This window comes from Atlantibacter sp., from assembly GCF_032062175.1.
Classification (GTDB): Bacteria; Pseudomonadota; Gammaproteobacteria; order Enterobacterales; family Enterobacteriaceae; genus Atlantibacter.
In genome coordinates this window covers 28,583-41,949 of record NZ_DAMBQK010000022.1, presented here as the reverse complement: position 1 = coordinate 41,949, position 13,367 = coordinate 28,583, and the positions used below count along the sequence as shown (strand labels likewise).

The 13,367-nt window shown below is 54.3% G+C and carries 13 protein-coding genes; 10 read left to right on the top strand and 3 right to left on the bottom strand.

The genetic code is table 11. The annotated features are described in order from the left end of the window. The first annotated feature begins 28 nt into the window (after positions 1-28). From dapF to corA, 7 genes are all read left to right on the top strand, one after another. Entirely contained in the window at positions 29-853 is an 825-nt protein-coding gene (dapF, locus tag RT120_RS17280; protein ID WP_312984546.1) for a diaminopimelate epimerase, read from the top strand. After that, positions 850-1,554, top strand: coding sequence for a DUF484 domain-containing protein (locus RT120_RS17275; protein WP_312984544.1), 705 nt, complete (start codon positions 850-852; stop codon positions 1,552-1,554). The genes dapF and RT120_RS17275 overlap by 4 nt, the downstream gene beginning before the upstream one ends. Next, positions 1,551-2,450: a tyrosine recombinase XerC gene (gene xerC, locus RT120_RS17270; RefSeq protein ID WP_312984542.1), complete on the top strand. Its 900-nt coding sequence runs from the start codon at positions 1,551-1,553 to the stop codon at positions 2,448-2,450. The genes RT120_RS17275 and xerC overlap by 4 nt, the downstream gene beginning before the upstream one ends. Next, positions 2,450-3,166: a 5-amino-6-(5-phospho-D-ribitylamino)uracil phosphatase YigB gene (yigB, locus tag RT120_RS17265; protein ID WP_312984540.1), complete on the top strand. Its 717-nt coding sequence runs from the start codon at positions 2,450-2,452 to the stop codon at positions 3,164-3,166. The genes xerC and yigB overlap by 1 nt, the downstream gene beginning before the upstream one ends. Positions 3,167-3,227: 61 nt before the next feature. After that, positions 3,228-5,390 carry a DNA helicase II gene (gene uvrD / locus RT120_RS17260; RefSeq protein ID WP_312984538.1) on the top strand — a complete coding sequence of 721 codons (2,163 nt, stop codon included), beginning with the start codon at positions 3,228-3,230 and terminating at the stop codon, positions 5,388-5,390. A 147-nt stretch (positions 5,391-5,537) separates the two neighbouring features. Continuing rightward, positions 5,538-5,594, top strand: coding sequence for a YsgD/CorL family protein (ysgD, locus tag RT120_RS21770; RefSeq protein WP_350029113.1), 57 nt, complete (start codon positions 5,538-5,540; stop codon positions 5,592-5,594). Between the two features lie 151 nt (positions 5,595-5,745). After that, positions 5,746-6,696, top strand: a complete 951-nt coding sequence (corA, locus tag RT120_RS17255; RefSeq protein ID WP_312984537.1) for a magnesium/cobalt transporter CorA — start codon at positions 5,746-5,748, stop codon at positions 6,694-6,696. A 29-nt stretch (positions 6,697-6,725) separates the two neighbouring features. Here the strand turns inward: corA and rarD are convergent, their stop codons facing one another. Beyond that, complete coding sequence (gene rarD / locus RT120_RS17250) at positions 6,726-7,622, bottom strand: EamA family transporter RarD (RefSeq protein WP_312984535.1); 897 nt, start codon at positions 7,620-7,622, stop codon at positions 6,726-6,728. Positions 7,623-7,672: 50 nt separating this feature from the next. Next, a complete protein-coding gene (gene yigI, locus RT120_RS17245; RefSeq protein ID WP_125295468.1) occupies positions 7,673-8,143 on the bottom strand; it encodes an acyl-CoA thioesterase YigI in 471 nt (156 codons plus the stop codon). Positions 8,144-8,316: 173 nt separating this feature from the next. Here yigI and pldA point away from each other — a divergent pair, with 173 nt between their 5' ends. From pldA to rhtC, 3 genes are all read left to right on the top strand, one after another. Further along, on the top strand, positions 8,317-9,186 hold the full coding sequence (gene pldA, locus RT120_RS17240; RefSeq protein WP_312984533.1) for a phospholipase A: 870 nt from the start codon (positions 8,317-8,319) through the stop codon (positions 9,184-9,186). Between the two features lie 67 nt (positions 9,187-9,253). Further along, entirely contained in the window at positions 9,254-11,083 is a 1,830-nt protein-coding gene (gene recQ, locus RT120_RS17235; RefSeq protein WP_312984531.1) for an ATP-dependent DNA helicase RecQ, read from the top strand. A 61-nt stretch (positions 11,084-11,144) separates the two neighbouring features. Next, positions 11,145-11,765, top strand: coding sequence for a threonine export protein RhtC (gene rhtC / locus RT120_RS17230; protein ID WP_312984529.1), 621 nt, complete (start codon positions 11,145-11,147; stop codon positions 11,763-11,765). A gap of 80 nt (positions 11,766-11,845) precedes the next feature. On the opposite strand, the gene RT120_RS17225 is transcribed toward rhtC, so the two are convergent. After that, complete coding sequence (locus RT120_RS17225) at positions 11,846-13,366, bottom strand: hypothetical protein (RefSeq protein ID WP_312984528.1); 1,521 nt, start codon at positions 13,364-13,366, stop codon at positions 11,846-11,848. Position 13,367: the final 1 nt, after the last annotated feature.

Sequence of the window (13,367 nt, the reverse complement as noted above, 5' to 3'; positions counted from 1 at the left end):
ATTTGTCACCGCGCTTACGGAGTGAAAAATGCAGTTTTCCAAAATGCATGGCCTGGGTAATGACTTTATGGTCGTCGACGCGGTCACACAGAACGTCTTCTTTTCGCCAGAATTAATCCGCCGCCTGGCGGATCGCCATCTTGGGGTTGGCTTTGACCAGTTGCTGGTGGTAGAGCCGCCCTACGATCCCGATCTCGATTTCCATTACCGCATCTTTAATGCGGACGGCAGCGAGGTTTCCCAGTGCGGAAACGGCGCGCGCTGCTTCGCACGGTTTGTGCGCCTGAAAGGGCTGACCAACAAACGCGACATCCGCGTAAGCACCGCCAATGGCCGCATGGTATTGACAGTCAATGAAGATGATTTAGTGCGGGTGAACATGGGCGAGCCGAATTTTGAGCCTTCACAGGTGCCGTTTCGCGCCAACAAGGCGGAAAAGACCTATATCATGCGCGCCGCCGAGCAAACCATAATGTGCGGCGTGGTTTCCATGGGGAACCCGCACTGCGTATTGCAGGTCGACAGTGTTGATACCGCCGCGGTAGAAACCCTCGGCCCGGTTCTGGAAAATCATGAGCGTTTTCCGGAGCGGGCGAATATCGGTTTTATGCAGGTGGTGACCTCCAGCCATATCCGGTTACGTGTTTTCGAGCGTGGCGCAGGTGAAACCCAGGCTTGCGGTAGCGGCGCGTGTGCCGCCGTGGCGGTCGGCATTTCCCAGGGATTACTGGCCGAGCAGGTGCGGGTAGAACTGCCTGGCGGCCTGCTGGATATTGCCTGGAAAGGGCCGGGAAATCCGTTATATATGACGGGCCCGGCTGCTCATGTTTACGATGGATTTATACATTTATGAATAATATCGGGGAACCGCAAGCGCTCCTTGCCGAGATGGACGACAGCGCAGTCTGCGAATATCTGCTGCGCAACCCTGACTTCTTTATCCGCAACGCCGCGCTTGCCGAGCAAATGCGGGTACCGCATCCGGTACGCGGAACGGTATCGCTGGTGGAGTGGCACATGGCGCGCGCCAGAAACCATATCAACCAGCTGGAAGAGAATATGTCGCTGCTGATGGAGCAGGCCAGCGCTAACGAAGGGCTGTTTTATCGTCTGTTAAAGCTACAGGGGCGGCTGGCGTCTGCGCCCAGTTTGCAGGAAATGCTCAACCGCCTGCATCGCTGGGCCAGAGAAATGGGGCTTGCGGGCGCGTCCGTGCGCCTGTTTGCCGACTGCTGGCGCATCGGCGCGCCGTCGGATTTCACCCATCTGGCGCTGTCACGCCAGGCGTTCGAGCCACTGCGCATTCAGCGTCTGGGCCATGAAAATCACTACCTCGGTCCGTTAAACGGGCCAGAACTGCTGGTGGTGTTGCCGGAAGCTAAAGCGATTGGTTCGGTGGCGATGTCGTTAATGGGCGGTGATGAAGCATTAGGCGTGGTGATGTTCACCAGCCGCGATCCGCAACACTATCAACCTGGCCAGGGCACTCAACTGCTCCATGAGCTGTCTCTGATGTTGCCGGAACTGCTGGAGCGTTGGGTTGAACGCGTATGACGCTGTTACAGGAACATGCCGATCGTTTTCTGCGTTACCTGAAAGTCGAGCGGCAGCTTAGCCCGCTGACCGTCCTCAACTATGGCCGCCAGCTATCTGCGATTATTGCGCTGCTGGACGCCATGAAAATCACCCTCTGGCGGCAATGCGATGCCGCGATCGTTCGCAGCCTCGTGGTGCGCAGCCGTCGCGACGGTTTGCAGGCTTCCAGCCTGGCGCTGCGCCTCTCGGCCTTACGCAGCTTCTTTAACTGGCTGGTGAGCCAGGGCGAGCTGAGCGCCAACCCGGCCAAAGGGATTTCCGCACCGAAGCCACCGCGCCATCTGCCTAAAAATATTGAGGTCGATGACGTTAACCAGTTGCTGGATATCGATCTTAACGATCCGCTCGCCGTGCGCGATCGCGCGATGCTGGAAGTGATGTACGGCGCGGGCCTGCGTTTATCGGAGCTGGTGAACCTGGATTGCCGCCATCTTGATCTTATGACCGGCGAAGTCTGGGTGCTGGGTAAAGGCAGCAAAGAGCGACGCTTGCCGATTGGCAAAAGCGCGCTGGCGTGGACGGAACACTGGCTCGATTTGCGCGAGCTGTTCGGCCCGGAAGATGACGCGCTGTTCCTGGCGAAAACCGGCAAGCGTATCTCGGCGCGCAACGTTCAGAAACGCTTCGCCGAATGGGGCATCAAGCAGGGGCTTAACAGCCATGTGCATCCCCATAAATTGCGCCACTCGTTTGCCACCCACATGCTGGAGTCGAGCGGCGATCTGCGCGGCGTCCAGGAGCTGTTAGGGCATGCCAACCTCTCCACTACCCAAATCTACACCCATCTTGATTTCCAGCATCTGGCTTCGGTCTATGATGCCGCGCACCCACGCGCCAAACGAGGGAAGACGTAATGCATTTTTATCGCCCGCTGGGCACGATTTCTGCGCTCACCTTTGATCTGGACGACACGCTGTATGACAACGTCCCCGTGATCACCCGTACCGAACAGAAAGCGTTTGAATTTGTGCGTAATTTTCATCCGTCGCTTAACGCGCTGGAAGCCGATGAATTCCACCGCGTCCGCCAGGCGCTGCGCCATGCGGAGCCGGAGATTTATCATGACGTCACCGAATGGCGTCGCCGTGCGGTAGAGCGCGCCATGCTCGACGCGGGGTTAAGCGAACAAGAAGCGCGCAAGGGCGCGGATGCCGCGATGGAGAATTTCGCCTCCTGGCGCAGCCGTATCGACGTGCCGCAGGAAACGCACGACACCCTGAAAGCGCTGGCTGAAAAATGGCCGCTGGTGGCCATCACCAACGGCAACGCCGATCCGCATCTGTTTGGTTTGGGCGATTATTTCCAGTTTGTACTGCGCGCCGGTCCGCATGGCCGCTCCAAGCCGTTTAGCGATATGTACCACCTGGCGGCGGAAAAACTCAATATCAGCCCCGGTGAAATCCTCCACGTGGGCGATGACCTTACCACCGACGTGGCGGGCGCGATCCGCAGCGGCGTGCAGGCGTGCTGGATTAATCTGCGCGACGCCAGCCTGATGCGCGCCACCGACAGCCGCTTATTACCCCACGTGGAAATTTCACGGTTGGCATCCTTGACGGCACTGTTATAATTTCATCCATTCTGTATAAATTCACAGGGGTGCGTGCGCCCCTTCTTTCCCGGCGGTACCAATGGACGTTTCTTACCTGCTTGATGGCCTCAATGATAAACAGCGCGACGCCGTCGCAGCGCCGCGCAGCAATATGCTGGTGCTGGCGGGCGCGGGCAGCGGTAAGACGCGTGTACTGGTTCACCGTATCGCCTGGTTGATGATGGTGGAAAACGCGTCGCCGTATTCGATTATGGCGGTGACCTTTACCAACAAAGCGGCGGCGGAAATGCGCCATCGTATCGGCCAGATTATGGGCTCCAGCCAGGGCGGCATGTGGGTGGGGACCTTCCACGGTCTCGCGCATCGCCTGCTGCGTGCGCACCATATGGATGCCGGATTGCCGCAGGATTTCCAGATCCTGGATAGCGAAGATCAGTTACGTCTGCTGAAGCGCCTGATCAAAGCCATGAATCTGGACGAGAAACAGTGGCCGCCGCGCCAGGCGATGTGGTTTATCAACGGCAAAAAAGACGAAGGGCTGCGTCCGCACCATATCCAGAGCTACGGCAACCCGGTCGAGCAAACCTGGCAGAAGGTGTACCAGGCCTATCAGGAAGCATGCGATCGCGCGGGCCTGGTGGACTTCGCCGAACTGCTGCTGCGCGCCCATGAGCTGTGGCTCAACAAGCCGCATATCCTTAACCACTACCGCGAACGCTTTACCAATATTCTGGTGGACGAATTCCAGGACACCAACAGCATTCAGTACGCCTGGATCCGCATTCTGGCGGGCGACACCGGCAAAGTGATGATCGTGGGCGATGATGACCAGTCGATCTACGGCTGGCGCGGGGCGCAGGTCGAGAATATCCAGCGCTTCCTGAACGACTTCCCCGGTGCGGAAACCATCCGCCTCGAGCAGAACTATCGCTCTACCAACAATATTCTTAACGCTGCCAACGCGCTGATTTCCAATAACGCCGGGCGTCTCGGCAAGAATTTGTGGACCGATGGCAGCGACGGCGAACCGATTTCCCTTTACTGCGCATTCAACGAACTGGATGAGGCGCGTTTCGTGGTGAACCGCATTAAAACCTGGCAGGAAAGCGGCGGCGCGCTGGAGAAATGCGCCATTCTTTATCGCAGCAACGCCCAGTCGCGCGTGCTGGAAGAGGCGCTGTTGCAGGCCAGCATGCCGTACCGTATTTACGGCGGGATGCGATTCTTCGAACGCCAGGAAATCAAAGACGCGCTCTCTTATTTACGCCTGATCGCCAACCGCAACGACGACGCGGCGTTTGAACGCGTAGTGAATACCCCGACGCGCGGTATCGGTGACCGTACTCTGGACGTGGTGCGCCAGACCTCGCGCGAAAACCAGCTTACGCTGTGGCAGGCCAGCCGCCATCTGTTGCAGGAAAAAGCGCTGGCCGGCCGCGCCGCCAGCGCGTTGCAGCGCTTCCACGAACTGATCGACGCGCTGGCGCATGAAACCGCCGATATGCCGCTCCACGTACAAACCGACCGGGTTATCAAAGACTCCGGCCTGTGGATGATGTACGAGCAGGAGAAGGGCGAGAAAGGCCAGACCCGTATCGAAAACTTAGAGGAACTGGTGACGGCAACGCGCCAGTTCAGCTACAACGAAGAAGACGAAGACTTAATGCCGTTACAGGCATTTTTGTCCCATGCGGCGCTGGAAGCGGGCGAGGGGCAGGCCGATACCTGGCAGGACGCGGTACAGCTGATGACGCTGCACTCCGCTAAGGGCCTTGAATTCCCGCAGGTGTTTATCGTGGGGATGGAAGAAGGTATGTTCCCGAGCCAAATGTCGCTGGATGAAGGCGGGCGTCTGGAAGAAGAGCGCCGTCTCGCCTACGTCGGTGTGACCCGTGCGATGCAGAAACTGACCATCACCTATGCCGAATCGCGTCGCCTGTACGGCAAAGAGACCTATCACCGTCCGTCGCGGTTTATTGGCGAACTGCCGGAAGCCTGTATTGAAGAGGTTCGTCTGCGCGCCAGCATTAGCCGTCCGGTAAGCCATCAACGGATGGGTACACCGATTGCGGAAAATGATTCCGGCTTCAAGCTGGGCCAGCGCGTACGCCATGCGAAATTTGGTGAAGGCACCATCGTCAACCTCGAAGGCAGCGGCGAACACAGCCGCCTGCAGATTGCGTTTCAGGGGCAGGGTATCAAGTGGCTGGTGGCCGCTTATGCGAAGCTGGAAACCGTGTAACTTATAGATAAATCGCCCGATTTTTGATTCTTTACTAACCTTAAAGCATAACGGGCGTTTATTGTTCGTGGGCGCGCCGTTGCGTGTTGACGCTAAATTTTTGCTGGCGTAACATGCGCCCACGATTATGCTAAGAGGACATTCGCCTTGGACACACCCAGTAGATGCTGGCTCACCGTCCTGTTCAACAGGAACAACTCCTAAGGCTATCCTCGTATGCTGATAGCCTTAGCGGTTGTCAGCGACTGCATGTTTCCCCGTCGCGCTGAGTCAGGCTGTTTAATGGTCTGAAACCTCCTTTGTTTCTGTGTGCCAACCGAACTGTCCAGGATTTTTTGTATTGGGAGTCCCGGTCATGCTGAGCGCATTTCAACTGGAAAACAATCGACTGTCTCGTCTGGAACTCGATGAGGCGCAAACCTTAACAGACTCAGTGTGGGTAGATTTGGTCGAACCGGATGACGATGAGCGTCTCCGGGTGCAATCTGAGCTGGGGCAAAGCCTGGCGACACGTCCTGAACTGGAAGATATCGAAGCATCCGCGCGTTTTTTCGAAGACGAAGACGGCCTGCATATTCACTCCTTTTTCTTCTTTGAAGATGCCGACGATCACGCCGGTAACTCCACGGTGGCGTTCACCATTCGCGATGGCCGTCTGTTTACCCTGCGTGAGCGCGAACTGCCTGCGTTTCGCCTTTACCGTATGCGCGCCCGCGCGCAATCCATGACCGATGGCAACGCCTACGAACTGCTGCTCGATCTGTTCGAAACTAAAATCGAACAGTTGGCGGATGAGATCGAGAATATCTACAGCGACCTGGAAAAGCTCAGCCGCGTGATTATGGAAGGCCATCAGGGCGATGAATATGACGAAGCGCTGTCTACTCTGGCGGAGCTTGAGGACGTGGGCTGGAAAGTGCGCCTGTGCCTGATGGATACCCAGCGCGCGCTCAATTTTTTGGTCCGTAAAACCCGCTTACCGGGCGGCCAGCTTGAACAGGCGCGCGAGATCCTGCGCGATATCGAATCCCTGCTGCCGCATAACGAATCGCTGTTTCAGAAGGTGAACTTTTTGATGCAGGCGGCGATGGGTTTTATCAACATCGAGCAGAACCGGATCATCAAGATCTTCTCGGTGGTTTCCGTGGTGTTCCTGCCGCCAACCCTGGTGGCCTCCAGCTACGGGATGAACTTCGAATTTATGCCGGAACTGCACTGGAGCTTCGGCTACCCTGCGGCCATCATCGCCATGATGCTCGCAGGGCTGGCGCCATATCTTTACTTTAAACGCCGCAACTGGCTTTGACGTTCAGGCTCTTCTGGCGACAGGAGAGCTTAATTCCCGAGGCGCGTTCTGCGCTGCGTATACATCGCATCCATTACAAAAATCGCCAGCGCGACCCAGATAAACGCGAAGGTGACCATTTTGTCTTTGCCGGGGATTTCGTCATAAAACACCACCGCCAGCACAAACATTAACGTCGGCCCGATGTACTGGAAAAAGCCCAGCGTGGAGAGGCGTAAACGCGTGGCGGCAGCGGTAAAGCACAGCAGCGGAATCGTCGTGACAATGCCTGCCGCCATCAGCTCAAGGTTCAGCGTCAGCGAGTTAGCGCCCATATGGCTGGTTGGGCTATCGGCGATGCCAAACAGATAAATCGCGGCAACGGGCAATAGCCACAGGGTTTCAACCAGCATGCCGGTTTGCGCATCCACCATAATCTTTTTACGCAGTAGACCGTAAAGCGCGAAGCTGAACGCCAGCGCCAGCGCGATGATCGGCAGAGAACCAAAGGTCCAGAGTTGCACCAGCACGCCGCAGGCGGCCAGGGCGACGGCAACCCACTGCATACGGCGAAAGCGTTCGCCGAGGAAAATCATTCCCAGCAGGATATTTACCAGCGGGTTGATAAAGTAACCCAGGCTCGCTTCCAGCAGATGATGATTATTCACCGCCCAGATAAATAGCAGCCAGTTTCCACCGATCAGCACGGCGCTTAATGCCAGCGCAAATACTTTCTTTGGGGTCTCGAACAGGCGTTTCAGGCCACTCCACTGGCGGCTAATCGAAATCAGCGCCACCATAAAGAAGAATGACCAGATAACACGGTGAGTCAGGATTTCATCGGCGGGAACGAAGTCGATCAGCTTGAAATACGCCGGGGCTATTCCCCAAATAAAATAAGCGGCAAGGGCGAAGAAAACCCCTTGCCGCGTCTGTTTTGCATCCATTAGTCACGCCCGTTATCAAAAAGTGAATGCATTTTAACAGCTAATAATATTTAACCAACCATATAGGTTGCTGTGGCGCTGGCGATATACACTTGCTCTTCGTTATGCAGTTCGACCCGCGCCACAGCGACTTTGTTACCGGCGCGCAGCAGGCTGCTGGTGGCGGTGAAACGCGTGCCGCGCCCCGGGCGTAAATAGTCGACGCGTAAATCGATAGTGCCCATGCGCGATAAACGCTGACGCAGTTCTTCTTCGGTAATGGTTTCATGACGGGCCAGCGTGCTGCCTACGCACACCAGTCCAGCCGCCACATCCAGCGCCGACGCGATGACGCCGCCGTGCAGAATACTTTGCGCCCAGTTTCCGACCATCATCGGCTGGTTATTAAAGCAAAGCTCTGCATAATCTTTTTCATAGCGCATCAGCTCTAAACCCAGCGTACGGTTGAACGGCATGTGATAAACAAAAATCTCGCCGACCAACTGGAGCGCGGCTTCGTTAGTTAAAATCGTAGGGGACATGGGTTCCTTCCTCAAAAAGAGACCTGTTGTTAAATTCTTGTTGATTTTATGCTTCTTGTTTGTTGTTTTCCAGATTCAGAAAGCAAGACTAAGCAGTCGATAAATAAAAATGTAGAATGTCATCCGGATAATAATTCAGCGGTTTTATTGATTTGTTCAGGAGAACAGGCCACATGGGCAAATTTCTGGGTTGGGTAGGGGGCGTATGTTTATTGCCAGGCGCGGCATTGGCGCAGGAGGCTGTCGTTCAGGAAGTGCATGATGCGCCTGCGGTTCGCGGCAGCATTATCGCGAATATGCTTCAGGAGCACGATAACCCGTTTACGCTTTATCCTTACGAGTCGAACTATCTCATCTATACGGTCACAGACGATCTGAATAAAGAAGCTATCGAAACCTACAATTGGTCCGATAATTCTCGCAAAGATGAAGTAAAGTTTCAGTTAAGTCTGGCGTTTCCACTGTGGCGCGGTATCCTCGGCCCTAACTCGGTTTTAGGCGGTTCTTACACCCAGCGTTCCTGGTGGCAGCTTTCCAATAGCGACGAATCTTCGCCGTTCCGTGAAACCAACTATGAACCCCAGGCGTTTTTAGGCTTCGCGACTGATTATCGCTTTGCTGGCTGGACGCTGCGCGACGTAGAGTTTGGTTATAATCACCAGTCTAACGGTCGTTCAGACCCGACGTCACGTAGCTGGAACCGCATTTATACGCGCCTGATGGCGCAGAACAATAACTGGCTGGTAGAAGTGAAGCCCTGGTATGTGGTCGGCAATACCGATGACAATCCGGACATTACCAAATACATGGGCTATTACCAGTTAAAAATCGGTTATCAACTGGGCGATGCGATCCTGAGCGCGAAAGGACAATATAACTGGAATACCGGTTATGGCGGCGCGGAGCTTGGCTTCAGTTATCCGGTGACGAAGCACGTGCGCCTCTATACTCAGCTGTACAGCGGTTATGGCGAGTCGCTTATCGACTACAACTTTAACCAAACCCGCTTCGGCGTGGGCGTAATGCTTAACGATCTGTTCTAAGGGCATTGCAGTTTCCCCCGCAGGCGCTGAAAATAGCGCCTGTTTTATTTTTAGTGATGGAGTGAGCGTGGCGCAGGCAGAAGTAATGAATCAGGAGTCGCTGGCGAAACAGGTTTTGCAGGAAACCTTCGGCTACCAGCAGTTCCGCCCTGGCCAGGAAACCATCATAAATACCGTGCTGGAAGGGCGCGATTGCCTGGTGGTGATGCCTACCGGCGGCGGTAAGTCATTGTGTTATCAGATCCCGGCGCTGGTGAAAAATGGCCTGACGGTGGTGGTCTCGCCGCTGATTTCCCTGATGAAAGACCAGGTCGACCAACTGCTGGCCAACGGCGTGGCTGCGGCCTGCCTCAACTCCACGCAAACCCGTGACGAGCAACAGGCCGTGATGGCGGGCTGCCGAACCGGGCAAATCCGCTTACTGTATATCGCGCCCGAGCGCCTGATGCTCGACAATTTCCTCGACCAGCTTACCTTCTGGAATCCGGTGATGCTGGCGGTGGATGAGGCGCACTGTATTTCGCAGTGGGGGCACGACTTCCGCCGCGAGTACGCATTATTAGGCCAGCTGCGCGATCGCTTCCCCAATGTGCCTTTTATGGCGCTGACCGCCACGGCAGACGAGGCCACGCGCCGCGATATCGTTCATCTGCTTGGCCTGCACGATCCGCTGATCCAAATCAGCAGCTTTGACCGGCCCAATATCCGCTATATGTTGATGGAGAAATTCAAACCGCTCGATCAACTGATGCGCTATGTGCAGGACCAGCGCGGCAAATCCGGCATTATCTACTGCAACAGCCGGGCGAAAGTGGAAGACACCGCCGCGCGGCTGCAAAGCCGGGGCATTAGCGCCGCAGCCTATCATGCCGGCCTGGAAAACGACGTCCGCGCCAACGTGCAGGAAAAGTTCCAGCGCGACGACCTGCAAATTGTAGTGGCGACAGTTGCCTTCGGGATGGGCATCAACAAGCCGAACGTGCGCTTCGTGGTGCATTTCGACATCCCGCGCAATATCGAATCTTACTACCAGGAAACGGGCCGCGCCGGGCGTGACGGGCTGCCTGCCGAAGCGATGCTGTTCTACGATCCGGCGGATATGGCCTGGCTGCGCCGCTGCCTTGAAGAAAAACCGCCGGGTCAGCTCCAGGATATTGAGCGCCACAAACTCAACGCCATGGGCGCGTTTGCCGAGGCGCAAACCTGCCGCCGGCTTGTGCTGCTGAACTACTTCGGCGAAGGGCGGCAGGAGCCGTGCGGCAACTGCGATATCTGCCTCGATCCGCCGCGCCGCTATGACGGCCTGGTAGAAGCGCAAAAAGCGTTGTCATGTATTTATCGCGTTGGGCAACGTTTCGGGATGGGCTACGTGGTTGAAGTGCTGCGCGGCGCAAACAACCAGCGCATCCGCGAATTCGGTCACGATAAGCTTAAAATTTACGGTGAGGGGCGTGACCATACCACTGAACATTGGGTGAGCGTCATCCGCCAGCTTATCCATCTGGGCGTAGTAACACAGAACATTGCTCAGCATTCGGCGCTGCAACTGACCGAAGCGGCGCGGCCATTCTTACGCGGCGAAGCGCCGTTGATGCTGGCGGTGCCGCGCGTCGTAGCGCTGAAATCGCGTGTGGCGCAGAAATCCTACGGTGGGAACTACGACCGTAAACTGTTCGCCAAACTGCGTAAGCTACGCAAAGCCATTGCCGATGAAGAAAACATCCCGCCTTACGTGGTGTTTAACGATGCCACGCTGATTGAAATGGCGGAGCAGATGCCGCTCAGCCCCAGTGAAATGCTCAGCGTCAACGGCGTGGGGATGCGTAAGCTGGAACGCTTCGGGAAAGAGTTTATGGCGTTGATTCGCAGCCATGCAGATGGTGACGACGAAGAGTAGTCAAGGCCAGGCAAACATGTCAGGATAGTTTCTCTCTTTATTGTTTGCCTGCGAGTCAATCATGTTAACGCTTTTCTTTACGGTGGCGCTGGTTCATCTGGTGGCGCTCATGAGTCCCGGCCCTGATTTTTTCTTTGTCTCCCAAACGGCGGTAAGCCGCTCGCGAAAAGAAGCGATGCTTGGCGTACTGGGTATTACCGCAGGCGTAATGGTGTGGTCCGGCGTGGCGTTGCTGGGTTTGCACATTATTCTCGAAAAAATGGCCTGGCTGCATAACATCATTATGGTGGGTGGCGGGTTGTATCTGTGCTGGATGGGCTATCAAATGCTGCGCGGCGCACTGAAGAAAAGCGACGCCCCTGCCCACGAACCAAACATTGAACTGGCGCGCGGTGGACGCAGCTTCCTGAAAGGTCTGCTGACTAACCTGGCGAACCCGAAAGCGATTATCTATTTCGGCAGCGTATTCTCGTTGTTCGTCGGCGATAACGTCGGCAGCAGTGAACGCTGGGGCATTTTCTTGCTGATCGCTCTGGAAACCTTCGCCTGGTTTACCCTGGTTGCCAGCCTGTTCGCACTACCTGCGATGCGTCGCGGTTACCAGAGAATGGCGAAATGGATCGACGGCGTAGCCGGTGCGCTGTTTGCCGGCTTCGGGCTGCATTTGATTATTTCGCGTTAAGCTGCGTTTCAACCATAAAAAACGCCTGATACGATGTGTCAGGCGTTTTGTTTTCTGAGCGCGTCTTCAACGCTGCGTTGTTATAGTGATATAAGTGATTGTATCTCGTTAATATATTTCTGCCACTTTTTCTCCCAGGCTGCTAATTTTTGTGTTTTTTCAACTGTAGTCATGCCGCTATAGGTATAGGAGTTTTTAATAAGCTCTTTGACGTCGCTGAGGTCAATCATGGCCCCGTGATAAACCTCCCAAAGATCATAATAAATACCTGCGGTTTCGAATATCTGCGGATCGTCAGAGCAAATCACGCATTTTACGCCTTGCTGCATAAACTGAGCGATAGGGTGAATTCGCAGATCTTTGGTGTAACGCAGCATTTGATTGCTGACAGGGCAGATTTCCAGACAGATTTTCTCATCGCGAATTTTTCCCAATAACGTTGGAAAGTTATAGAGGTTAATCCCATGCCCGATGCGTTGAGTTCCTAATGCCCATGCTGAGTGGATATTATCATTATCAACCCAATTGCTTTCCCCGTCATGGAAGTAAAAGCTAACAGGGCTTCTCATGTCGATAATTTTTTGGGCATAATCCTGCGTTCTGTGATTTATATCTTCTTCACTGACTACGTCAAAGCCAATGATAAACTCAGAGTCATCGTCATCTTTTAATTTGCGTTGCCATTCGGGGATGCATTTCAGAATTGCCATCGCTTCCGTGATGTCGCTATCAGGATCTTTACTGGTGCGTCGGCTCGGCGCGACAATGGCTTTAACTTTTAAGTCAGGGCACCCCGAATTTTTCGCTTCGCGGTATGCGGCCTTCAATAACGTGAGGGCTTCCGGTGGCTCGGCAGTATAGGCTGATTTTGACGGTTCAGTAGCCGTAATTTCAGCGTCGTTGCTATCTACCAGAGCAGGAACACCGGCCCTAATTTCAATATAATCATTTCCATGTTCATACTGATGCTTAAACGCGGCGACATAGTATTTTTTATATATCTCTCTTACTTTGAGGATTGAGGAAACTGCAATAAAATAATCATTAAAACCATCCCAAATGTACTCTATATCATCTACGCGCGGATCAATAAACGTCAACATCTTCTTAGAATGCATGAATACGGGAGAATTGGATTTAGCGATCTTGCTGTAGTTATAAAAATTTGGACTTGTAGGTGCTTTTTTTAAATAATAAAGTTTTCCATTTGGGTATGACGGTTTTAACCCAGCATCAGGATCCCAATACACATACACGTTAGGATCATCTGCAAGCATTTTAGTAAATTTATCGTTATCCCAGGTTGCGCCTGTATGAATATGTAAGTTTCCTCCCTGAGGCATTCTTTTAAATATCTCAAACAACGCATTGTGCATGATGTCATTTTTAGCGTAATGAAACATCAATGAAGGCGAGTAAGCGTCGTAAATATATTTCCTGTTACCAATCAGTTCATCTCTTTTCTTTTTCATATACGCATTGAGCTTTTCTTCTCCCTGCGTCAGTTTGGCTTCTGTTTGGTTAAACCAGGTTTTCCGGTCTTGATCTTTAATGCTCTTGATAAGCGCTAAATACTCGTCATAAGTGGCCGCACCTTTCATA

What these genes read in the sequence shown, in the direction of transcription:
- dapF (WP_312984546.1), top strand. Translation starts at nt 29, where the DNA reads ATGCAGTTTTCCAAAATGCATGGCCTGGGTAATGACTTTATGGTCGTC.
- RT120_RS17275 (WP_312984544.1), top strand. Translation starts at nt 850, where the DNA reads ATGAATAATATCGGGGAACCGCAAGCGCTCCTTGCCGAGATGGACGAC.
- xerC (WP_312984542.1), top strand. Translation starts at nt 1,551, where the DNA reads ATGACGCTGTTACAGGAACATGCCGATCGTTTTCTGCGTTACCTGAAA.
- yigB (WP_312984540.1), top strand. Translation starts at nt 2,450, where the DNA reads ATGCATTTTTATCGCCCGCTGGGCACGATTTCTGCGCTCACCTTTGAT.
- uvrD (WP_312984538.1), top strand. Translation starts at nt 3,228, where the DNA reads ATGGACGTTTCTTACCTGCTTGATGGCCTCAATGATAAACAGCGCGAC.
- corA (WP_312984537.1), top strand. Translation starts at nt 5,746, where the DNA reads ATGCTGAGCGCATTTCAACTGGAAAACAATCGACTGTCTCGTCTGGAA.
- rarD (WP_312984535.1), bottom strand. Translation starts at nt 7,622, where the DNA reads ATGGATGCAAAACAGACGCGGCAAGGGGTTTTCTTCGCCCTTGCCGCT.
- yigI (WP_125295468.1), bottom strand. Translation starts at nt 8,143, where the DNA reads ATGTCCCCTACGATTTTAACTAACGAAGCCGCGCTCCAGTTGGTCGGC.
- pldA (WP_312984533.1), top strand. Translation starts at nt 8,317, where the DNA reads ATGGGCAAATTTCTGGGTTGGGTAGGGGGCGTATGTTTATTGCCAGGC.
- rhtC (WP_312984529.1), top strand. Translation starts at nt 11,145, where the DNA reads ATGTTAACGCTTTTCTTTACGGTGGCGCTGGTTCATCTGGTGGCGCTC.
- RT120_RS17225 (WP_312984528.1), bottom strand. Translation starts at nt 13,366, where the DNA reads ATGAAAGGTGCGGCCACTTATGACGAGTATTTAGCGCTTATCAAGAGC.